At 58.2% G+C, this 22,644-nt stretch carries 22 protein-coding genes and 1 tRNA gene; all 23 read left to right on the top strand.

Features of this window, described 5'->3' with window-relative positions:
* Positions 1 to 78 precede the first annotated feature (78 nt).
* Positions 79 to 525 carry a carboxymuconolactone decarboxylase family protein gene (locus ETAA8_RS24215; RefSeq protein WP_145094568.1) on the top strand — a complete coding sequence of 149 codons (447 nt, stop codon included), beginning with the start codon at positions 79 to 81 and terminating at the stop codon, positions 523 to 525.
* A 16-nt stretch (positions 526 to 541) separates the two neighbouring features.
* A complete protein-coding gene (locus ETAA8_RS24210; protein ID WP_145094565.1) occupies positions 542 to 1,030 on the top strand; it encodes a glycoside hydrolase family 2 protein in 489 nt (162 codons plus the stop codon).
* Positions 1,031 to 1,330: 300 nt separating this feature from the next.
* On the top strand, positions 1,331 to 5,308 hold the full coding sequence (locus ETAA8_RS24205; RefSeq protein ID WP_145094562.1) for a hypothetical protein: 3,978 nt from the start codon (positions 1,331 to 1,333) through the stop codon (positions 5,306 to 5,308).
* Between the two features lie 189 nt (positions 5,309 to 5,497).
* A complete protein-coding gene (locus ETAA8_RS35735) occupies positions 5,498 to 6,139 on the top strand; it encodes a BMC domain-containing protein (RefSeq protein ID WP_202921239.1) in 642 nt (213 codons plus the stop codon).
* A 77-nt stretch (positions 6,140 to 6,216) separates the two neighbouring features.
* A complete protein-coding gene (locus ETAA8_RS24195; RefSeq protein ID WP_145094559.1) occupies positions 6,217 to 6,870 on the top strand; it encodes a hypothetical protein in 654 nt (217 codons plus the stop codon).
* Positions 6,871 to 7,074: 204 nt separating this feature from the next.
* Positions 7,075 to 7,148, top strand: a tRNA-Thr gene (locus tag ETAA8_RS24190).
* Between the two features lie 107 nt (positions 7,149 to 7,255).
* The gene (locus ETAA8_RS24185) at positions 7,256 to 8,581 is read left to right on the top strand and encodes a DNA-directed RNA polymerase subunit alpha C-terminal domain-containing protein (RefSeq protein ID WP_145094557.1); all 1,326 of its coding nucleotides are present in this window, start codon (positions 7,256 to 7,258) and stop codon (positions 8,579 to 8,581) included.
* A 119-nt stretch (positions 8,582 to 8,700) separates the two neighbouring features.
* Positions 8,701 to 9,195 carry a CYTH domain-containing protein gene (locus ETAA8_RS24180; protein ID WP_145094553.1) on the top strand — a complete coding sequence of 165 codons (495 nt, stop codon included), beginning with the start codon at positions 8,701 to 8,703 and terminating at the stop codon, positions 9,193 to 9,195.
* Entirely contained in the window at positions 9,192 to 10,319 is a 1,128-nt protein-coding gene (tgt, locus tag ETAA8_RS24175; RefSeq protein ID WP_145094550.1) for a tRNA guanosine(34) transglycosylase Tgt, read from the top strand. Before ETAA8_RS24180 ends, tgt begins: the two co-directional genes overlap by 4 nt.
* Positions 10,320 to 10,718: 399 nt before the next feature.
* Positions 10,719 to 10,832, top strand: a complete 114-nt coding sequence (gene rpmJ, locus ETAA8_RS24170; RefSeq protein WP_145094547.1) for a 50S ribosomal protein L36 — start codon at positions 10,719 to 10,721, stop codon at positions 10,830 to 10,832.
* Positions 10,833 to 10,876: 44 nt separating this feature from the next.
* The gene (gene rpsM, locus ETAA8_RS24165) at positions 10,877 to 11,260 is read left to right on the top strand and encodes a 30S ribosomal protein S13 (protein ID WP_145094544.1); all 384 of its coding nucleotides are present in this window, start codon (positions 10,877 to 10,879) and stop codon (positions 11,258 to 11,260) included.
* Between the two features lie 98 nt (positions 11,261 to 11,358).
* The gene (gene rpsK, locus ETAA8_RS24160) at positions 11,359 to 11,739 is read left to right on the top strand and encodes a 30S ribosomal protein S11 (RefSeq protein WP_145094541.1); all 381 of its coding nucleotides are present in this window, start codon (positions 11,359 to 11,361) and stop codon (positions 11,737 to 11,739) included.
* A gap of 134 nt (positions 11,740 to 11,873) precedes the next feature.
* On the top strand, positions 11,874 to 12,866 hold the full coding sequence (locus ETAA8_RS24155) for a DNA-directed RNA polymerase subunit alpha (protein WP_145100919.1): 993 nt from the start codon (positions 11,874 to 11,876) through the stop codon (positions 12,864 to 12,866).
* A gap of 70 nt (positions 12,867 to 12,936) precedes the next feature.
* Complete coding sequence (locus tag ETAA8_RS24150) at positions 12,937 to 13,509, top strand: bL17 family ribosomal protein (protein WP_145094538.1); 573 nt, start codon at positions 12,937 to 12,939, stop codon at positions 13,507 to 13,509.
* A gap of 126 nt (positions 13,510 to 13,635) precedes the next feature.
* Entirely contained in the window at positions 13,636 to 14,271 is a 636-nt protein-coding gene (locus ETAA8_RS24145) for a putative metallopeptidase (protein WP_238397556.1), read from the top strand.
* A 712-nt stretch (positions 14,272 to 14,983) separates the two neighbouring features.
* Complete coding sequence (locus tag ETAA8_RS24140) at positions 14,984 to 15,349, top strand: cupin domain-containing protein (RefSeq protein ID WP_145094535.1); 366 nt, start codon at positions 14,984 to 14,986, stop codon at positions 15,347 to 15,349.
* 86 nt (positions 15,350 to 15,435) lie between these two features.
* The gene (locus ETAA8_RS24135) at positions 15,436 to 16,968 is read left to right on the top strand and encodes a sialate O-acetylesterase (RefSeq protein WP_145094532.1); all 1,533 of its coding nucleotides are present in this window, start codon (positions 15,436 to 15,438) and stop codon (positions 16,966 to 16,968) included.
* A gap of 64 nt (positions 16,969 to 17,032) precedes the next feature.
* Positions 17,033 to 17,506 carry a hypothetical protein gene (locus ETAA8_RS24130; protein WP_145094529.1) on the top strand — a complete coding sequence of 158 codons (474 nt, stop codon included), beginning with the start codon at positions 17,033 to 17,035 and terminating at the stop codon, positions 17,504 to 17,506.
* Positions 17,507 to 17,679: 173 nt separating this feature from the next.
* Positions 17,680 to 18,198, top strand: coding sequence for a GlcG/HbpS family heme-binding protein (locus tag ETAA8_RS24125; protein WP_202921238.1), 519 nt, complete (start codon positions 17,680 to 17,682; stop codon positions 18,196 to 18,198).
* Between the two features lie 128 nt (positions 18,199 to 18,326).
* Positions 18,327 to 20,390, top strand: coding sequence for a thioredoxin domain-containing protein (locus ETAA8_RS24120; protein WP_145094526.1), 2,064 nt, complete (start codon positions 18,327 to 18,329; stop codon positions 20,388 to 20,390).
* 152 nt (positions 20,391 to 20,542) lie between these two features.
* A complete protein-coding gene (locus tag ETAA8_RS24115) occupies positions 20,543 to 21,775 on the top strand; it encodes a PDZ domain-containing protein (RefSeq protein WP_145094523.1) in 1,233 nt (410 codons plus the stop codon).
* Between the two features lie 28 nt (positions 21,776 to 21,803).
* Entirely contained in the window at positions 21,804 to 21,980 is a 177-nt protein-coding gene (locus ETAA8_RS34905; protein ID WP_202921237.1) for a hypothetical protein, read from the top strand.
* Positions 21,981 to 22,041: 61 nt separating this feature from the next.
* On the top strand, positions 22,042 to 22,644 hold the full coding sequence (locus ETAA8_RS24110) for a hypothetical protein (protein ID WP_145094520.1): 603 nt from the start codon (positions 22,042 to 22,044) through the stop codon (positions 22,642 to 22,644).

The raw sequence follows: 22,644 nt of genomic DNA, 5'->3' as shown, positions 1-22,644 counted from the left end.
ATACTCTTATTCCCTCTCCCCGGAGTACCGAGGAGAGGGAGTTTGGAAATTGGAGAGTAAGAAAGAGGTAACCTGCCAGTGGGAAAGACTTCTGCCGTTGCTGCACGTTCTGCCACCGTGCGCTTGGTCGACGAACAAGGGGCCAGCGGAAAAGTCCGGCAGATTTTCGACGACATCAAGAAAACGAAGAATCTCGACCACGTCCCCAACTTCTGGCGAGTGCTCGCTACTTCGCCCGCTCATCTGGAATTAATTTGGGGGCAGCTAAAAGCGCTCATGCACCCCGAGGCGACTGGCCGCACGAGCAAACTCGATGCGAAAACGCGAGAGATCATCGCGCTGGCGGTTTCGGCCACCAACGGCTGTTCGTATTGCGTCAACTCGCACACCACCGCATTACGGAAGCAGGGTGTCGATTCCGAAACGCTGGGCGAAGTGCTGGCGATCGTCGCGCTGTTCAATGGCACGAACTCGCTCGCCGATGGCTACCAGATCGAGCCCGACGTCCTGCCACCGGTTGAGTAAGCGAGTCTCGTTTTTTATGCACGCAGTTCGACTTCGCGGCCCGTGGCAAATCGAGCCCCTGGCTCGCTTTCGCCTGTCCTCAGACGGCAACATCGCCGAAGAAACGACGAATCTGCCTGCAGCGACCACGACCGATGTCCCGGCGGATTGGGGCCACGTCCTGGGAAACGACTTTGTTTGCGGCCGGGTGCGCTATACGCGGCGGTTTGGCCTGCCGACAAATCTCTCGCCAGAAGAGCGCGTGTCGCTGGTGATCGAACGTCTCGACTGGCAGGGAACGATCGAACTCAACGGCCAGGTGCTCGGCGATCAACTCTATGCGGACGGCCTGCGGACGTATGAGATCACGGCACTGCTCAAGTTTCGTAACCTGCTGCAGATCGTCGTCGAACTTCCCGCTGTTGGGAATGCCGGAGGGAGTTACACCGACCGGCACATCGAACGTGCAGGCCGTGAGCACTTGCCCGGCGGCCTGATTGGCGAAGTTCGGCTGGAAATTGCCTAGCCGCGACGATCTGACGCATTCACGCCATTTCGATGCGTCCATGCTCGCGCAACCAGCTGCTAGCCCTTCTTACCCGCTAGACCAAATGGCAGGCTGTTTTCTAGGATAGATGACTTGCGCCTATGCCTCGCACGATCAGCGGCACTTCCCTTGGGAATTGACCCGAAGGTGGGGGCGAGGCAAGCCAAAGAGCCAATGTTTAACGATAGTGGGCCGGATTCCGGCAGTAATTTAACGATAGTGGGCCGGATTCCGGCAGTAAATCGACTGCCGGCGCATGTGCTGGGACGGAGTGTGGGCATGACAGGACGAGAAACCGAGGCCGGGCGTTTGGCCCTGGACAGGGTCCTCGGCTACCTGAATTTCTCGTCCGGCAGCACGGATCCGCAGTTCTTGGCCAGCCTGAACCAATTGTTCGAACAAGTCGATCAGCAGGCCCTGGGCGACCGAAGTTGGCAGCGACTGTACGAGTTGCTGCAGAGTGACTTGCAACAGCTGCCCGGGAGCAATCCAGCGTTCCAAGACGTGCAACAAGCCACTGCCGTGCTGGAGCTGACGTTCGAGAAACTCTTGCCCGCTTACCGCGACTTTCATCGCGATCTGCTCTTTCATCAAACGCCAGAAGCGTTGTTTCGTCCGTTTTTCCTGGCCCGAGCTTTCGAAGCAGTGTTGCGGCAAGGACAACCGTGGGATCAATCGGACCGAATCGTTACCGGAGCCATTAAGCAGCTGAGCGATTACATTGGTCATCGTCCGGTGGCGGCACTGGAGACGCAGCGGATCGAGCCTTATGCCCATGAATTCTGCCGCCCCGTGCCGCTTTACATTCGTGGCGTTGGCATCAGCTACGGCCCCGAGCGAGAGGTCATCGAGATCGCCCTCAAACTGCTCGACGGAACCGACGAGAACCTGCTGCGGCAGGCCTGCTTCTTTCCGCATCGGCTCGAAGAGTTGGCCATCGATCCGCGGGCTTACGATTTCGATCATCCGGCGAACAAGCGGCCGAATTATCATTTCGGCCAGTGGGATCCGCATCAAATCGATCATCACGGCTTCTATCGTCGCTTTGTCGTGCAGCAGATCACGCTCGATGCCCTCATGCGGCGTCTGACCGAAGAAAACCAGATTCCGGCCGATGAATTGAAGTTTGAAGCGGCCGCGGTGCTGGCCGGCACCGTGCTGATGGCGTCGGGCATCAGTGGCGAAGGGCCCGGCGCGCACGATTCGAACGTGACGCTGGCCAAGTTGTTGCCGCGTATCGCCAAGTATCGCGATGCGTTCTATGAACAGTTGCTCGACCGGACCAATGGCGAACATCGCGAACGCCTTAAGGCCGAAGCGGCGCAAAAACGTCAGCCCTTCGGTGGCGCTCGGCAGCATCTGAATGCTCAACTTGCACGCTCGCGTGCGTCGCAGTTAGAGCATGTTCATCTGGCTCGTATTTTCGCCCGACTTGGACATGTGGAAGCAGCTGCCCGGCAAGCGAATGTTGTTCCTTGCGCTTCAGCCCGCATGCTCTGCCAGATCGATTGCCTGCTGACGACGGGACAGCTCGCCTGTGCGGCCGGCAAGCTGGAAGCGGCCGCCGATGCGATGCCGCAGATCATCGACATGCTCAAGCGGGCCATCCATTGCGGCGCGATTATCGACCCTTGGAATATCCTCGGCTTCGATGCCCACTTCAGCTTGTTCCCGGCACTCGAAAACAGCGTGCGCGACCATCGGGCCGACGAACTGGTCGCGCTCATGGAGCGAATTTGGGCGCTGTACTCTTTGATCTGGAGCGAAGCGGCCGCCAGCGACCGAACCGAAGTGGCCGATCGCATTGCGCGCCAATTCAAAAACACCGCTGGCTGGTGGAATCAATTTGCGGCGCACGAAGTGTCGACAGTCGAAGCCGTCGATTCGCTCGTCGTCTTTCGCGCGGCCGAACGAGTCGCGAAGGCGCTGCAGGTGTGGCATAAAGCGGGGGCAGCTGCGGGCGATGTTGGTTTCTGGGCACCTCATGCCGAAGTATTTGATTCGCCCAAAGCCTATTCGATGGTCATCGATTCGCTGCTCGAACGTGGCGACTTTGTGGCCTCGATGGCGCTGCTCATGAGCTGGCTCAGCCGGGCCGATGCGATTGGACTGGAGCATGGCGATGCTTCGTTTCACGACCAGGTACAGCGCTGGGTAACAGCCACCACGGCCACCAGCGACGCGCAGCCTGAAGTCGCACTCAAGGCCTGGGACAGTGCCCGCAAGTTCCTCGACTATTTAGAAGCGAATGCCGAGGGGCTATGGAACGTTCCCAAGTTTGAACTGGGGGGTGGCAAGCGCGGAGCGAGTGCCGCTACGACGATTGCCGAAGAGGATGAAGAAGAGGGAAATCGCTTCGACTCGGCCTACGAGGACATGGTCTATCGAGATAGCACCGACGATGGCGTCGAGGGGGCGATTTTCGAAACGGGCGACGATACGCACGACGAGCTGCAGCATCAATCAAAGCAAGTTGCCGATCGGTTGGCGTTCCTCGCCACGGTTGCTCGGCTGTGGAAGCAGACGATTGTCAGCCCCGCGTTTGCGGCGATTACGCGCGAAGCAAACAACCCCACGAATCAGTCCGATGCTGCGCAACAACGACGCACCTCGGCCATGCAGCGCTGGATTGAACAAGCGCAGACGAACATGACCGGCCTCACTCGGCTGGTGGCGGCAGTGCGCGACTACCGCATCCCGACTCCCTCGGGCGATCACGATTCGATGGTTGAATACGACCGTCGCCGGATGATTAAGGAATCGTTGCTCGAACGGGTCGTGAGTTGCAGCGTCGAAATGGCCGATGCAGCCCGGCTCCTCATCGCTGCTCAGGCCGCGCTCAACCAGGCTGCTCCGGCGGCACCCGTTGCCGCCAACGAAGAGGCCGAGCGACTGATTGCAGTGTTCACCGCATTGTTGCGACGAGACGAGGCTGCTGTTAAGTCGGCCTGCGAATCGCTCTTCAAGACGTTGTTGCAGTTACCGCTGCTGTATGTGCCGCTGGGCAAAGGTGGCAATCCGCCAGAGATCGTCGTCGTCCGCACGCGTCAGCATGCGATTCAAGATCTACTGGCCTGGCTCCCCCGCTGCGGACTCTGGATCGAAACGTGTCAACTGCTCGATGTGGCTAGGCAAATGGAACGCGAGCATCCGGTCGGGCCTGGCGCGGTCACCGAGTTCGACGAGCTGTTCAAAATTGGCTACAAGGCGATTGTCGAGAGCCTGGTTGTTTCGGGTCAATCGTGGCCGCGAGCGGCGGGAGCCACGGACGATCAAGCTGCTGAGCCCCTCGTCGCTTGCCTCGAACAATTGACCGAGAGCATGCTCACCAGCTGGCTGGCTCATAGCCGCACGCTGAGGCTCAGTGCGCTCGAGCGAGTACACGATAAGTCAACTTGGAAGCGCGTGGTCGCATTCGTCGAAAAGTATGGCGAAGAGCTCTTCACGCAGCGATTTTTGAATCTCGGCAACATTCGCGCGATCATGCATCAGGGCCCGGCCCGTTGGCTCACCAGTTTGAAAGACGATCGCCCCGACGATGCTCCGCAAAAGCTGCTCGACGATCTGCAAGGCGATTTGCCGCTGGAAGAAACGGCCGAACTGCTTGGCATGGTGCTCGAGTCGATCGTCGAAAACTACGGCGAATATCGGGACTACAACAGCACGACGACCCAGTCTGACCGGGGCGAGCTGCTGTACATGCTGCTCGATTTTCTCCGCCTGCGAACCCGTTATGACCGCGTCTGCTGGAATCTGAAGCCCGTGGTTCTCGCTCACGAAATTCTCGTGCGCCGTGGCGAAGAGATCGCGGCCCGTGTTTGGCGGCGGGCACTTTCGGAGCGGATTCAGGATGAAGCGGAACAATACCTGACGCGGCTGGCCGATCTGCAAAAGAAATATGCCATGCGAATGCCGACGGTTGCCGACCGCCTGGCCGAGCGCTTCGTTCGTCCACTCACCATCGATCGCATTCGCGCCCTCGTCGAGCCAGCCATCGAAGAAGCTCGCCAGGGTGGCGAGTCTCCCAAGTTCGAAATGCTGGAGTTCGAAACGGCCACGCTCACGCGCGAGCCCACCGGCGTTGGTCTCGATGTTCCCGCCTGGCTCGTCGCGCTCGAAGAAGAAGTTGACCTCGCACTCCGCCCCACCGACCAGCGTCAGCAGGAAGAAGATCTCGCCGCCATCCTTCCGCCCCGCCTTCTCACGCTCGATCAGGCCAGGCAACAGCTCGACCACTGGACGACCCGGCAGGATTAACCTGTTGCACCCGCCGCAGGGGCGGGGGCGGTAACTTCCACACACCCCGCAAACTCGGCGCGGCTTGCCAGATTTTCGCCCCAAACCTGCCGGCAAACCCCTACGCTGGTAAAATGCGCAAGCTATACTACCTCAGCGCCCGATTTTCGCGTCGTTTCGCCCCCTGAAAAAACTCTCCCTAGCCCACCTATGGCCAGCGAAGCACTTGGCATTTTGGAAGTCACCGGTTTTACGCCGGCAATGGCTGCGCTCGATGCCATGGAAAAAGCAGCCGGCATTCGGCTGGTCCAAGCTGAATCGAACGATTGGCTGGGCATGGTCCTGAAGGTTCAAGGGGACGTCTCTTCCGTGCAGGCCGCCATCGAGGCCGGCAAGGAAGTGGCCGAACGGATGAAGGGTAAGCCTGTCGGCACGGTGCTGAACCGTCCCGACGACCGAGCCCGCGCCGCGTTGATCAGCCCGATCGAATCGAGCCCGTTGCTACAACAACCGACTGTTAAGAATCCTAATTACGAAGCGTTGGGCGCGATTACCGCGCAGGAGCGAACTGTGTCTGACTCTCCTTCCTTTGCCCTCGGATTCATCGAAACGCAAGGCTTCACCGCCGTGTTCGAAGCCATCGACAGCGCCTGCAAAGCCGCCAATGTCGAAGTGCTGGGCAAAGAAAAGCTCGGCGGCGGCTACATCACCGTCATCGTTAAGGGTGACGTCGCCGCGGTGAAGGCAGCCGTCGAAGCCGGCACCGCCAAGGTCGGCGCACTCGGCAAGCTGATCGCTGGCCACGTCATCGCCCGCCCCAGCGCCGCCGTCCTCGCGCTGCTGCCTAAATAGTTAGCCGGTTGCAGGGCTGGCAAGATGCGATCGTAGGATCGAACTTGAAAAGCGGGGCTCCTTTGCACGGAGGCAGGATGAGCGAAGAACTGCTGCTGCGCACCTTTGATTGCCGCCGGTCGTACTTGCAGCAATGGGGCAACATTGACCGCGACTTGCTCGCGCCTCTCATGAATCCTTCATTAATGGGAGGGCCTCGCTGGCCGGCACTGCGCCAATCGTGGCAAGTCGTTCGCAACGGCGCTCGAACAGTAATTATTAGCGATGGCCTTTCTGATGCGTTCGACGATGAGATAGAGCCGAGTACTGGTTTTGGGATTGAGATCCTAGCTGAGACGGCAGATCCGCTTCCCCACCAATTGCCCAGATCGTGGTTATTCGAACTCGTGTACGCAGTTTCGCAACAAGCGGCCGCTCATGGTGGCTTCCGCGAATTAATCGATGAACTAGGACTCTTGTCCCTCGAAATTCAAGCACCCAGTCAACTCCGCTCCGTCGCGAGTCCAGCAGGTAATGTTGGAATCCTTTTGGGACTGACGGCTCCTGGCCGTGAAACGACATGGCACCTTCCAGCTGGCAGGGCAAAGGTAGTAACCGCCAAATTGCTGATGCCAGCAGAGTTGGAGTATGTCGCCGAAAATTTTGAAGAAGGGAGAGGGAAGCTCCAGAGTCTCTTTACCGCCAGCGGCAGCTATCATCTTTCGTCACCACAAAGAGCCTCCGCAATATGAAGTTTAGGTACTTGGCCGTTGGTAGCACTCCCAATGCCAAAGTCACTGCCCGAACTTCGCAGCAACGGGCAAGCTTCTCGGGGCTTGACGGAATCCGTGACGGCTTATAGGTTTAAGGAATTGCAGTCGGCGAATGCGCTCGGTCGAATTTGTTCCCGCGATGGCAACTAACGCGTTGCGGGCGATGGATTTAGGTAAACTTCGGCCAGCATAGCTTCAATTGGCAGAGCACCGCATTCGTAATGCGGGGGTTATGGGTTCGACTCCCATTGCTGGCTCTTCGAGCAATTCGCCCACTGGTCGCCCCCCCAATTCATGCTCTTCGTCTCAGACTGATTGCTCGCTTCCTAGGCAATCAGGTATAGGCAAAAGGAGTCGCGGCAAAATGACGACTGCGGTAGCTGTAGATTTTCGCGACATTGTACTTTCGAACAACTCATTCGGGCCGCGAGAAATCGCCCAACTTCAGCAAACGATTGCCGAAGATTACTCGCAATATGGCGTGCTGCGCGATGCCGTCGGCGAGCTGGAAATGCGAGAAGATCGCACGCCGGCCTCCAAGGTTCGCCTTGGCGTTTGCTATTACCTGCTGGGCCGCTTTCGCCTCGCGATCGAAACGCTAAGCAGCGCCGATGGTGGCGCGGTAGCTCACTTTTATCTCGGCAAGTCCCGCTTCGCGATGGGCGACTATGCCGAAGCGATCAAGGGCTACGCCTCGGCCAAAGTCGCCGGCTTCAATGCCGACGAATGTGCCCTGGCCACTGCCGAAGCTCTGCGCTATCAAAAGAATCCGCAGAAGGCTCTCGAAGTACTCGACCATTTGTCGGGTGCCATCGAGCAGACCGCGGAATATCTGTATCAACGGGGCGCGACCGTGTCTGCCATGTGTGGCAATCCGGTCGAAGTCTGCCGCCTGTACGAACGGGCCGTGGAAGTCGATGGCCGCCATCCTGGCGCGCTGTTCGGTCTGGCGACCGAAAACGATCGTCGCGGTAACGACGAAACGGCTCTCGGCTTGTATCAACGGGCTGTTGCCGTCTTCCCGCCGAGCATGGGCGCTTTGATCAATCTGGGCCTGTTGTACGAAGATCGCGCTCAATACGATCGCGCTCAAATGTGTTATCAGCGGGTGCTCGATGCGTATCCCGATCACCAACGGGCTCGGCTGTACGTGAAGGACGCTTCGGCATCTGGCAACGTCATGCTGGACGAAGAAGCCCAGCGCCGGCAAGATCGCCTGGCCGCCGTGCTCAACGTCCCTGTTACCGACTTCGAATTGTCGGTTCGCAGCCGCAATTGCTTGCAAAAGATGGGCGTTCGTACGCTCGGCGACTTGACTCGCATTTCGGAAGCAGAGCTTCTCGCCAGCAAGAATTTTGGCGAGACTTCGCTCGTCGAAATTCGCGACATGCTCCACAGCAAGGGCTTGGAACTCGGCCAGTTCGCTGCCGAAAAGGCCGCTCCCGAGCCGGTCATGGACATGTCTTCGATGTCGCCCGATGAGCAAGCCTTGCTCGAACGGCCGATCTCGGAGCTCAACCTCTCGGTTCGTGCTCGCAAGTGCATGGCTCGTTTGGGTCTCACGCTGATCGCCGAACTCGTTCGCAAAACGGCCGACGACTTGCTCGAATGCAAGAACTTCGGCGTGACCAGTCTCAATGAAGTCCGCGAAAAGCTGACGATCATGAACCTAAAGTTGCGCGGGGACTAATCTCTGCTGTCGGACGGAGGACTGCTCCGTCCCGCGCGACGCAAGTCGACAAAGTTATCGTTTGCCGCTTCCAGGACGGACCATTGGTCCGTCCTACTTTTTTGGGCAGCACGAGTGGCATGGCTGATTTCATCGCTCCGAAATACTCGCTGCTCGAAATCGAACGCCGTTGGCTGGTGAATCGGCAAGCCATTGGTTCACTGGATCCGTCAACGGCGCGGTGCATTGAAGATCTCTACATCGCAGGCTCGCAACTTCGCCTGCGCAAGATGACTTCCGCAGATGGGAACATCATCTACAAACTGGGTAAAAAGTATGGAGCGACTGACAGCAGTGGCGAGCCTGTCACGAATCTATATCTCACGGCAGCAGAGCATGCGATATTCGATTCGTTGCCAGGTGATCGTGCTAGTAAGGTTCGCTATTTGATCAGCGATGGTGCGCTGGATGTGTATGAGTTTCCGCGGACAGGTTTCACGGTCTTTGAACGCGAATTCAACAACGAACTCGCCGCACTTAGGTACCTGCCGCCGTCGTTTGTAGTAGAAGAAATTACCCAGCAGCCGGAATACAGCGGCGCGGCACTCGCCGCGGTTGAACTGAGAACGTCATGAGCCAATTCCAATTCGATTTGCATCACACCGACGCTCATAGCCGGGCTCGCCGCAGCACGTTTCACACGCCGCATGGCCCGGTGGAGATGCCGGCGTTCATGCCAGTGGGAACGCAGGGAACGGTGAAGGGCCTGACCATCGACATGGTGCGTGAGACAAAAGCGCAGATGGTGCTGAGCAATACCTATCACTTGGCGCTGCGGCCGACCGAAAAGGTTGTGAAAGAGTTGGGCGGGCTGCACGGCTTCATGCGGTGGGCTGGGCCGATTCTGACCGATAGCGGCGGCTTTCAACTCTTCAGCTTGGCGCAGATGACGAAAATCACCGAGCAAGCGGCTGTTTTTCGTTCGCACATCGATGGCAGCCTGCTGGAGTTATCGCCCGAGCGGGCGATTCAGATTCAGGAAGATCTGGGTAGCGACGTGGCCATGGTGCTGGATCATGTGATCGCCCTGCCCGCCGAAGACGTCGCGATTCGCGCGGCCTGCGAACGAACCATCCGCTGGGCCGGCCGCTGCCAGGCAGCAGCCAAGCGGCCAGAGCAAGCGCAGTTTGCGATTGTCCAAGGGGGACTTAACCCCAAGATGCGTGTTTGGTGCGCGGAAGAACTGGCCAAGCTCGATTTCCCGGGCTACGCGGTCGGCGGCCTGAGCGTCGGCGAAACGCCGGCTGAAATGTACGCGGTGCTCGATGAAGTTTGTCCGGCGATGCCGGTGAACAAGCCGCGGTACTTGATGGGCGTAGGCACTCCGCAAGACTTGCTCAACGCCGTGCGCCGCGGCATCGACCTGTTCGACTGCGTGCTGCCAACTCGCAACGGCCGCAACGGCATGGCCTTCACCGACAACGGCCCGCTTAAACTGAAGAACCTCAAACATCAGCTCGATACCCAACCGGTCGAAGCGGGCTGTCCGTGCCCCTGCTGCCAGCATAGCCGCGGCTACGTTCGCCACCTGTTCATGGCCGACGAAATGCTCGGCCCCATGCTCCTCTCGGCCCACAACCTTACTTACTACCAGCGACTCCTGACGGGCGCGCGCGAAGCGATCGAGCAGGACCGGTTCGTGCAGTACTACGACCAGAAATTGGCTGGCTGGAAGAAGTCGACCGAGGCAGCTGCCTAGAATCGCAACCTCGCCGGGGTCGGGAGTCTTTGGCGAGGCATGACCTGGCTATGTCGCTGAATTGCCTTTCGCCAAAGACTCCCGACCCCAGGAAGATCGCAAACCGCAAACGGGGGGGTGTTCAATTAACGCATCCCTAATTGGACAGCAGGCAGCGCAACTCTCTTGTTTGGCAACAATTGGTGTCCAATTAGCAGGGTCCAAGTTGGACGTTTACGTGTTAGGAGAACTGGATTGGGAAGGGGCGAAGTCGAGAGCGATTTCCTCATGCAGCGAGACTTTCATGCCGAAAACGCCAGCTTCAGCCGCGATAGCTGTTATTTTTCGGAACGGCCCTTGTGGCTGGGCGGATGATAGCGATATACTACCCTGCTTCAGCCGAATCTTGGAGAGTTGGACATGAAGGTAAGAGCAAGCGTCAAAAAGATTTGCGAGAATTGCAAGGTCGTGCGCCGCAAAGGACGCGTTTACGTTGTTTGCACGAATGCCCGGCACAAGCAGCGCCAGGGTTAATTAGCACACGCTTTTTCAGGCGGTATTTTTAGGAACCGAAGGCTATGCCACGTCTGCTCGGTGTCGATATTCCCAACGACAAACCCGTATTTATCTCCCTCCGTTATTTGTACGGAGTGGGCGATCAGATCGCGCGCGAATTGTGCCACAAGGCTGGCATCAATCAGCAAAAGCACGCTCGCGAACTGACGGAAGAAGAAGTTGCCCGTCTGGCCACGTTGCTGGAACGCGATTACACGGTCGAAGGACCGCTGCGTCGCCAGATTCAGCAGAACATTGGCCGGTTGCGGCACGTTCGCTGCTATCGCGGCATTCGGCACGGCCTCGGCCTGCCAGTTCGCGGTCAGCGTACCAAGACCAACGCTCGCACCCGCAAGGGACCGAAGAAGACGGTCGCCGGCAAGAAGGGTGTGAAGGATCTCCGCTAGGCGGATCCTTGTTTTCGTTCTGTCCACAACATTGCCAGTTGATTGGCTCTTCCCGTCGACAAATCGTGCCGGGCGGGTCACATCAGGAGTAGCAAGCGGTGTCGAAGGTTAAGAAGAAGAAAATTCGTCGTAATGTGACAGTGGCCATCGCACACGTGCGGGCCACGTTCAACAACACCACCGTGACCATTACGGACACGAAGGGTGACACGCTGTGCTGGGCGAGCGCCGGCACCAGCGGCTTCAAGGGAAGCCGTAAGAGCACGCCCTTCGCCGGCCAATGCGCTGGTCAGCAGGCCGCGGAAAAGGCCTCGAAGTATGGCGTCAAAGAGTTGGAAGTTCGCGTCAAGGGTCCGGGTTCGGGCCGCGAAAGCGCGATCACCGCTCTGCAGACGGCTGGCATGACGGTAAAGACCATCGAAGATTGCACGCCCATTCCACACAACGGTTGCCGCCCACCAAAACGCCGTCGCGTCTAAGGTTGGCAGTTGTAGTCCTCTCGCTTCGCTAGAGGAACATTACGCGGAGCGTAATGGCTACATGAAAGATTAGGCAACATCACAACGATCAACTTCGCGGTTCAGGGGGATAGAGAATGCAAGGCAAAGCAGCGATGCACGTTCGGTGGCGCGGTTTGGAATTGCCCAGCTTGGTCAATTGCGACGCTTCGACCCTTTCGTCGACCTACGGTAAGTTCGTCGCCGAACCCTTCGAGCGTGGCTTCGGCACCACGGTGGGCAACAGCATCCGTCGCGTGCTCCTTTCCAGCTTGGAAGGCTCGGCAGTTACGCAAATCAAGATTCGCGGTGCCCAGCACGAATTCACCACCATCGCCGGTGTGCTGGAAGACGTGACCGACATCGTCCTCAACGTGAAGGCCCTGGTCGTCAAGAATCACAGCGATTCGACCCGCGTGATCACCGTTGAAAAGAACACCGCCGGCGTCATCACCGGGGCCGATGTGCAGACCGATTCCGACGTTGAAATCATCAACAAGGATCACGTCCTCTGCACGCTGACCGACAACGTTCCTTTCATGATGGAAATGGTCGTCGAAAACGGTCGTGGTTACATTCCGTCGACCGAACACAGCGCCGGCGATCACGAAATCGGCATCATCCCTGTCGATGCGATCTTCAGCCCGATTGTTCGCGTGCGCTACGAAATCGAAGAGACTCGCGTCGGTCAAAAGACGAACTTCGACCGTATGAATCTCGAAATTTGGACCAACGGTGCCATTCATCCAGAAATGGCCCTGGTCGAAGCCGCCAAGATTCTCCGCAAGCACTTGAACCCGTTCGTGCAGTACGCCGAACTGGGGCCTCGCGTGCACGCTGCCCCGCGCGGCGGTGCTCCAGGTGGTGATGGTGCTCTCGAAACCAAGCTCGCCCTGAGCCTGGCCGAGATGAAGCTGTCGGTTCGGGCCATGAACTGCTTGGAATCGGAAAACATCCACACGGTTCGCGACCTGGTCCAAAAGACCGAAGATCAATTGCTCGAAGTGCGCAACTTCGGCGAAACCACCCTCCACGAAGTCAAAGAAAAGCTGCACGACCTGGGTATGTACCTTGGCATGCGAGTGCCGCCGGCCACTGCTGCTCGCTAACGCAGTCTCCGGTCCTATCCTGCAGTTTGAATTGGATTCAAAGTTAGTTTTTGCATAACGGTTTAATGCCATGCGACATCGTCGACGAAGCCGCGTTCTCGGCCGCTCCCCCAGCCACCGCAAAGCCATGCTCAAGAACCTGGCCAGCGCCATCTTCTTGACCGAGCGCGATGCCGAGGGTGAAGAAAACGCCCCCAAGATCAAGGGCCGGATTGTCACCACCCTGCACAAGGCCAAGGAAGTCCGCTCGCTGGTCGAGAAGACCATCACGATCGCCAAGAAGGCTCTCATCAAGCAGGAAGCTGCTGCTGAGTTTGCCACCTCGGCCGAACGTCAGAGTGAAGCTTGGAAGACCTGGCGCAAGAGCGATAAGTGGCAGAAGTGGGCCGCTGCGATGGCTCCGGTCGTCAATGCTCGCCGCCGCTGCATTCAGTTGCTCGGCGACAAGCAGGCCGTCCGGTTGCTGTTCAGCACCGTGGCTCCTCGCTTCAAGGACCGCGAAGGTGGTTACACCCGCGTTCTCCGTCTGGCAAAGCCTCGCTTGGGCGATGCCGGTATCCGCGGCATTCTCGAGTTCACCGGCGTTCGCGACCGTAAGGTCATGAAGAGCCAGAAGCCCGCCTTCGACGAAGCAGCTTCCTAATTGGTAGTGTGGATTTCAGTCCACATGAATTTGTAACGTGGGCTTTAGCCCACAGGTGATTTCCTCAAACGTGGGCTAAAGCCCACGCAACGCGGAAGCAAAAGGGACTCGAGCTGGAGAGCAAGGATGGCTCCTCTTTCCAAGCAGCCGAATCAAGCGCGCTGGCTCTTACCAGACGCAGCTCCCCTTCCTCCCTTTGATTTTTGTTTGGCGATGCGACTCCTCGGCCAGGACATGGTCGCCCGCACACCTTCGCTGGGGCATGTCGACTTCACCAAGATCGCCACGGTCTTCGCGCAGGCGCGCAAGCGAGTGAACTACGGGCTCTACGCCTCCCTCACCCCACTGCGGTTCAAAGACGGCACGACGACGACCAAGCGCCGCGGCCGTATGTATACCGTGCAACGGCTGCACGACTCGGCGGGGAACGAATTGCTCTACATCCTGACGTTCTACCTGCCGCGCTTTCAGGATCTCGACCTGCGCGAGAAGCTGATCACCATCTTTCACGAACTCTGGCACATCAGCCCAAAGTTCGATGGCGACATTCGCCGTCACGAAGGTCGCTGCTTCGCCCACACGGGCTCGCAAGCTAAGTACGACGAGCACATGGGAGTTCTCGTCGACGAGTGGCTCGCACAACGCCCCCCCGAAGCCCTCTGGAGCTTTCTCAAGCTCGACTTCAACCAACTGCACGCCCGCTGGGGCCGCGTCACCGGCCAACGAGTCTCGCGGCCGAGGTTGATTCCGGTGACGAAGTAGGTATCGCACACAAACGAGAAGCAGGAACTCCGTCGTCCCTTGGGGACGAGTGCATTTTTTTGGTTTTTACCACGGGTTGCACCCGTGGCGACAGACAGCGTCCCTACGGGACGAAATGCAGAAGTCGGGAGTCGGGAGGGGGAGAGGCCGGAGGGTTCACCCAAGAAACGACCGAGCCCCGCGTGTTGCGCGGGGCTCAGTGTTTAGAACAAACCTTTGGAGGATTTCGACAGCGATGGAGTCGCTGGGAGATTGGCGGAGTCGGGCGTGCTACTGCACTTGCACCTTGGTGACTCGAGCCATCCCGTATTAATAGGTCCCTCGGTCAGAATGCACACCAAAGGCTGTTTACCAATTGTACGTTGCGAAGTGTGGCTGAGCGGCGACTGACCTTCGCTGCTCCACTCGCACTGTCATTATCGAACATTTTACCATGTCGGTTCACTTCAATCAGGGGCAGTTCAGCGAGAAATCGTGTGCCAAGGCCAGGGAAAATGCCGCGACAGGCGAAATAATCTTACTCGCCGCATGCCATTCACGAGGCTGAACGGGACAGGACATTTTCGCAACCGCGCGGAAAATTAACCGAGTCTTCCAGCTAGAGGTGCTGCGGCCATCGTCGGAAGCAACGGCTGACTTACGTGCAATCCAGCGAACGACAACTGATAAAACTGAGTCGATACTTCCACACGCTAACTTCCGGAGAAGGGCCATGCCGCAGTTGATTACCGAGCCTACGCGCATTGAAGCAGCGGGGACGCCGCCGAAGAAGATCGAAGAGTTCATCGGCCGGGTGAATTCAAAAACCGACGCGCTGAGCATTGCGCGGATGACCAGCCCGAGCGGTTGGAGTGAGCCGGGGCAAACGCCAGAGTTCGCTGAATACACGGTCGTGCTGCGGGGGGAGTTGCGGGTGGAGACCGCCAGCGAGACGTTTGTGGTCGCTGCGGGGCAGGCGATTATCTGTCAGGCGGGGGAGTGGATTCGCTATAGCACGCCGGGAAGCGAGGGGGCTGAATATATCGCGGTCTGCCTCCCCGCATTTGCGCCGAGCACGGTCCATCGCGATGGTTCCTAGAGGCCCCACTCTTGATTCTGCCCGCGCGGCGGATTCAACTGATGAACCGGTTTTGATGAACTATCTGCCCCAGTGAGGAAAACTCGATGAGACTCTCCGTCCGCTTTCTCGTCGCCCTGGCCACGGTTGCCGCGACCATCGGCGCGCAATCGGCCCAGGCCGAAATCAAACTGCCCAAGCTATTTGGCGACCACATGGTGCTGCAGCGTGAGACCGAAGCCAACCTGTGGGGTTGGGCGGCACCGAACGAGGAAGTAAGGATCACGCTCGGCGAAGCCACTGCTTCGGCCAAAGCTGATGCCGACGGCAAGTGGATGACCAAGATCAAGACGCCGCAGGCGGGCGGTCCTCACGAGTTGAAGTTCAAGGGAACGAACGAAATCACCCTGAAGGATGTTTACAGCGGCGAAGTCTGGATCGCTTCGGGGCAATCGAACATGGAATGGACCGTCGCAGCTTCGGCGAATCCGCAGGAAGAGGCCAAGAACGGCAGCCACCCGCTGATCCGCATGATCAAGGTGCAAAAGGTTCCTGCCGAAAAGCCCGTCGATGATATCCCGGTTGATCCAGGCACTGTGAAGACCACGCCCACCAGCGGCTGGGCTGTAGCCGCTCCTGAAACCGTACCAAGCTTCTCGGCCTGTGGCTATTTCTTCGCTCGTCACCTGGCTCAAGAATTGAAGGTGCCGGTCGGCATCATCAACACTAGTTGGGGCGGCACCATCTGCGAGGCTTGGACCAGCAAGGAAGCCCTCGCGGAAGTTCCCTCGCTCAAGTACATGGCCGACCGCCAGGTCGTCGTCACTGACGCACGACCTGATCCGAAAGATTCGACCAAGACACTTCCGGCGAGCAAGAATCCCAATCAGCCCACGGTGCTATTTAACGGCATGCTCAGCCCAGTAATTCCATTCACCATCGCTGGAGCAATTTGGTATCAGGGTGAGTCGAACGTGGGTCGTGCCGACGAATATCGCACGCTGTTTCCGACGATGATTAAGGACTGGCGGACTCGTTTTGGTCAGGGGGACTTCCCCTTCTTGTTCGTGCAACTTGCTCCGTACAAGTACGATGGCAAGGTCATGGATGCCAACAATTACGATGGCAGCAACAAGCTGGCCGAACTGTGGGACTCGCAGCTCAAGACGCTGTCGCTCTCGAAGAACACGGGCATGTGCGTGACGACCGATATAACGAACATTGCCGATATTCATCCCAAGAACAAGCAAGACGTGGGCAAGCGGCTGGCGCTGTGGGCGCTCGCCAATACGTATGGCAAAAAGGATCTCGTCTATTCGGGCCCGCTGTACGATTCGCACGAGATTGAGGGGAACAAGATCCGCGTGAAGTTCAAGAGCGTTGGTGGTGGTCTGACCGCCAAAGACGAAAAGCCGCTGACGTTCTTCCAGATCGCCGGTGAAGACCAGAAGTTTGTGCCCGCTCAGGCCAAGATCGAAGGAGACACGGTTGTCGTGAGCAGTGAGTCGGTTCCCAAGCCGGCAGCGGTGCGCTTTTGCTGGGTTGCAATCGCGGAACCTAATTTCGCGAACAAGGCTGGTCTGCCAGCTTCGCCGTTCCGCACCGACGATTGGCCGCTGACAACCGCGATCAAAAAGTAAGCCAGCATTCGCCAAGAATGCTATGCTTTCCCTTACACTCCAAGTTCACATGGCAAGGACATCTATGAAACGAAGTTTAACGCTACTGGCAGGTTCGGCAGTCACGCTCTTCGCCGTCTCGACGGCTATGGCGCTGCCACCCATTCCCCCCTATGTAGCCGAGCACTATGCCAAAGATCCGAACGGCGCGAAGATTACCGAAACGCTGAAAATGCAAACCGGCAAATGCGCGATGTGCCACATTCCCGGTGCCGACAAAAAGGCGAAGGGGCATGGCCTGAACGACTTTGGTAAGGCAGTCCACGACAACCTGAAGCACAAGTTGTTCATGGCTGAACATGCCATCACCATCGACGAAAAGGCAACTGCCGAACAAAAGGCGGCTGCCAAGACGAAGGCGATGGATTTATTGGTTGGTGCGTTGAAGAAGGCCGAGGAACTGAAGAACGCCGATGGCAAAGTCTTCGGCGATTTAATCAAGGCTGGCACCATGCCGGGCAACAACCCACCTGCTGCTCCGGCACCACCGGCGAAGTAGTCCGAGCGCGGTGTTGGTTTACTCACTGCTGGAAAACCCCTCAGCCGCGGATGTAAGTCCGCGGCTGATTTTATGCGCAGGCTGTGAGTGTACTTGCCACCCGCAGCAACGGTCGCGCGTTATATTCGCGGTCTGTCTCGGATCGTTCATTTCATCCTGATGAGGAAACTCGGATGTCGAAAGCTCTCTCGTTCGTTGTTGGTTTAGCACTCGCGATGGCAGCCGCGAATTTCGCCGTTGCCCAAGGAACCACTGCTCAGCCCCCGATTCCGCCGCCTGTTGCGCCACCGGAATACGGTGCGCCAATCAAGCTCGAATTGGCCCACAAGATTGTGGAAGCTGCCGAAGTGGAAGCGAAGAAGCAAGGCTGGCCGGTTGCCATTGCCATCGTCGATAGTTCGGGGTTTCTCGTGCTGTTCCATCGGCTCGATAACACGCAACTCGCGAGCGTCGAGATCTCGATCGAGAAGGCCAAGACAGCAGCTCACTTTCGTCGTCCGACCAAGGCGTTTGAAGAAGTGCTCGAAAAAGGTGGCGCGAACGTGAAAGTCCTCCGCATTCCGGGCTTACCAATCGAAGGTGGCGTGCCGATCATGGTCGACGGCAAAATCGTCGGTGCCATTGGTGTCTCGGGTGTGAAGTCGAACGAGGATGGCCTCGTCGCTGCTGCGGGTTTGACAGCGGTGAAGTAGTTCAGCGTTCTAAAGTTCTGAGTTCTGCGACCGGCCGATGCCAGCCATGGTCTCCGTTCGGCCTTAATACCTCAAACTCAGAACTTCAAGCGTATCGATACATCCACTTTGCTTGAATGAGAAATTAAGTGCCCAACCGTCTCGCCGCCGAATCAAGTCCTTATCTACTGCAGCATCAGAACAATCCCGTGGATTGGTATCCGTGGGGTGAAGAGGCGCTGCAGCGGAGCAAGGCGGAAGAGAAGCCGATCTTTCTGTCGATCGGCTACTCGGCCTGTCACTGGTGCCACGTGATGGAGCACGAGAGCTTTGAGAATGTGGGAATTGCGAACGAGCTGAACCGTTTGTTTGTCTGCATTAAGGTCGATCGCGAAGAGCGGCCCGATCTCGATCAGATCTACATGAACGCGGTGCAACTGATGACGGGGCGCGGCGGTTGGCCCATGTCGGTGTTTCTCACTCCCGACCTGAGCCCGTTCTATGGCGGCACGTATTGGCCCCCCACCGCGCGGATGGGAATGCCCGGCTTTCTCGATGTGGTGCGAGCTGTGGCCGATGCCTGGCAAAATCGCCGGCATCTGGCCGTGCAACAAGCGAGCGAGATGACCGAGCACTTGAAGCAAATTGGTGCGGACGAGTCGGCCAGCGATCCGCTCGAACTCGATTTACTCGACCATGACTGCCAGCAATTGCAGCGGGCATTCGATCCACAGTTCGGCGGCTTCGGGCGAGCGCCAAAATTTCCACACTCACTCGATCTGCAGGTGCTGCTGCGGGCGTGGAGCAGAAACCAGGATCCAGCACTGCTCCATATTGTCACGCATACGCTCGATCAAATGGCCCGTGGCGGCATCTACGATCACCTGGCTGGGGGCTTTGCCCGATATAGCGTAGACGAACGTTGGCTGGTGCCGCATTTCGAAAAGATGCTCTACGACAACGCGTTGCTAACCAGCGCGTACCTTGAAGTTTTTCAAGCGACGGCGAATCCGCAATTCGCGATGGTCGCGCGCGAGACGTGCGACTACATCCTGGGCTGGATGACCGACGAAGCGGGCGGCTTTCACAGTACGGAAGATGCCGATAGCGAAGGTGAAGAAGGAAAGTTCTACGTCTGGAAGCCGGACGAAATCACGGCCATTTTGGGCCAGGAACGGGGCCGTGTCTTTTGCGCCGCCTACGATGTGACGCCCCGCGGCAACTTCGAACACGGTCACAGCATTTTGAATCTGCCCCGTCCACTGAGCCAGGTTGCTGCGGAACTTGGTCAGGAGGAAACCATATTGGCTGTTGAACTCGCCAAGTGCCGGCAGGAGTTGCTGCAGGTTCGCGAGCGGCGTATTCGGCCAGGCAAGGATGACAAAATTCTCGTTAGTTGGAATGCGCTCATGATCGACTCGCTGGCCAAAGCAGCAGGGGTGCTCCATGAGCCGCGCTATCTGCAGGCTGCGGAAAAAGCTTCGACGTTTCTGCACGAGCAATTGCGAGCAGCCGATGGCCGCCTGTTGCACTGTTGGCGGCATGGCAAGGCCAAATTAGCGGCCTATCTCGACGACTATGCGTATTTGGCGAATGCCTGGATCTCGCTCTATGAAGCCAACTTCGACGCTCGCTGGTTGGAACGGGCTAGTGAGTTGTGCGAGACACTTCTCCAGCACTTTGCTGATGCCGAAGGTGGTGGTTTCTATTTCACGGCTGACGACCACGAGCAGTTGATCTTTCGGAATAAAGACTTGCACGACAGTAGCGTGCCGAGTGGGAATGCGATGGCTGCGACGGCGCTTGTTCGCCTGGGAAAGTTGACCGGCAACCAGACGTATTTGAATGCGGCCGAGGGTGCCTTGCGGGCTGCGATGGGCGTAATGCAACGGACGCCAACGGCCGCGGGGCAGCTATTCATCGCGCTCGATTTGCTCCTCGTGCCAACGTCGGAGCTTGTCGTGATTGGCGACGCCAGTTCTGAGCCAACTGCGTCGCTGCTGCGAGAGTTTCAGCAGCGATTCATCCCTCGTCGTGTGTTGGCGGCGCATCAGCCCGGGCAAGTGGTCCCCGCCGTCTTGCAACCGTTACTAGCCGGCAAAACGGACGCGGTCGATGGGCAGCCGCGGGTTTTTGTCTGCCAGGATTTTGCCTGTCAGGCTCCCGCGGTTGGTGAGGTGGCAATTCGCCAGCTTTGGCAACGGCTGGGCTAGTAACGAAAGTGGTCGCCAGGTGAAACGAGCAAAGGTTGCCGGCAAACACGCGTGTATTTTCCCGCAGCCTGATTGCGATCATTCAGCTATAATCGGACAAGTACGATCCGACGCCGCCGGCGAGGTGCTAGCGGTGCCACAGGAGGCCGCGCATGTTGCTCGTTGATTGCAGAATCTTCCAAACCTGGACTCCGCTCCCCGCGTTCGTCCTTTGGGCCGCCTTAAACACAAGCGTTGCATTCGCCCAGCGCCCACTTTCGCCGGAACCAATTGCGAAACAGCGGGCCACGCCAGAGAACCTGGCTCAGTGGGCGAAAGATCTGGACCACGATTCGTTTGTGATTCGTGAAGAGGCGACTCATCAGTTGATTCGCGCGGGGAAGGCCGCGGTCGATGTCTGTCGCAAAATTCTGAAGGACCCGACTCCCGAGACCGGTTCGCGCGCACTGCACGTGCTGCATCAATTGGCTCTGTCGAACGATCTTGATGTGCTCGAAACTGCCCGCAATGGGCTCGAAGAAGTTTCGCAGGGAAAGACCACGCCGCTTAAAGCCCGGGCTGACGAAGTGTTGACGCTGCTCAATTCGCAGAAGCAGGCCATCACGCTAGCCGAACTCGAACAACTGGGCGCTCGCATTCGTCGCACGCAAATCTTTAACGGCATTGCCGTGGATGAAGTGATTTCGTCGCTCGAAATTGGTAGCGAATGGCGGGGCACCGAAAACGACTTTCGCCGGCTGCGCTGGCTGAGCGATGTGCGCCAGGTGGCATTGGTCGGCGATCGCGTGACCGATGCGGCGCTGCCACATGTTGCCGCGATGAAGGGCCTGCGCTCGTTGCAAGCCTATCGAGCCAATATTACTGACGAGGGGATCAAAGCGCTGGTCAATTGCGCTCAGTTGGAGGATGTCGGGCTGTACTATATTCCGCTCACGAATGCCTCACTTCATACGCTCAAGGAACTTAAGGCGCTGACAAGCGTGCGCGTCTATGGCACGCGGTCGACGCCGGAAGTTGCCACAGAACTGCAGGCAAACCTGGGGGCTGGAAAAGTCGATTTTCGTCACGGAGCGTTTTTGGGCGTGGGTTGCGTGACGATCGATACCAACTGCGCGATTAGCCGCGTGCATACCGGCAGCCCCGCCGACAAAGCAGGGGTGCGGCAAGACGACATGGTGCTGGCCTTCAATGGCGAAGTGGTTCCCGATTTCGAGACGCTTACGGCAATCATCTCTAAACTGCGGGCCGGCGATGTGGCGGAGTTGTCGCTGCGCCGCGTGGGCTTGGCCGATGATGGTCGTCCGGAACATAAGAACCTGAAGATCAAGGTCACCCTCGGCGAATGGGACGTAAATCAGTTCATTACTGGCGCTGCTCGCGAGTAGACTTCCGGCGGTGCTCAAGCCTCCGCTGATGTTTGATGTTGCGAAGTCCCCCGACGATTCGCGAGTGCCAATCGAACCTATCCAAAAGATGGCTGCCGCCTTCGAAAAAGTGAAGGGAGTGCATAAACTGCTTACTATCGAAGGGGCCGGACAGGCGTTCAACGCGCAGCACACTGCAATCATTGCCCCGGCGATGATCGACTGATAAGTCACGCACCTGGCCGCAAAGAAATAGGCCGAATTGACTAGAAAGAACTCGCACGAGCATGTCGCGGATCGCGCCACCTATTGCTAACCGTCTCGACCTTCCCTTAAACGATGGCAAGCTGTTGCAAGTGAACTTCGACCGCTCGCACGATCGCTGGCGGCATCGTGTGTCGCTGGTGTTGCCGGAGGGAAGTTCGGCGGTTAGTCCGTTGCTCCTGTTCGAAAGCATCGAAGGGACTTCGCACGAAGATTGGCCGGTCAGCCCGCCGCTGCAATTCGTGAGCATTGAGACGCGACCGAAGAAACCCCCCGTCGCACTGCTAATGGGAATGGCCGGCGGCAGTCACTGGTCGGCAAGCATCGAGCAGCAACCGGCCGAGCAGGCCTTGCGGTTCGATGTTGCCTGTCGGGTGAAAGGAGAGCCAATGAACTTAGGTTCTCGCTATCGGCTGGCTCCGCGAGTGGAATCGGTCGAAGCGCTGGGCGACCGCATTGTGCTTCGAGCGGCGGGGGCGACGTTTGAACTCGTGGGTGAGTCGGTGAAAGATTCACCGGTACCGACGCTCGAACTTAGCGATCGCGAGCTGCACATTCATTTTGGCCAGCCTGTAGCAGACCAGTCGGCCACGCATCGCTGGATGTATCGGCTGCAAGCCGTTTGA

Source organism: Anatilimnocola aggregata, assembly GCF_007747655.1.
GTDB lineage: Bacteria > Planctomycetota > Planctomycetia > Pirellulales > Pirellulaceae > Anatilimnocola > Anatilimnocola aggregata.
Note: the sequence above shows the minus strand (reverse complement) of the source record. Positions and strands in the feature narration are given on the sequence as shown.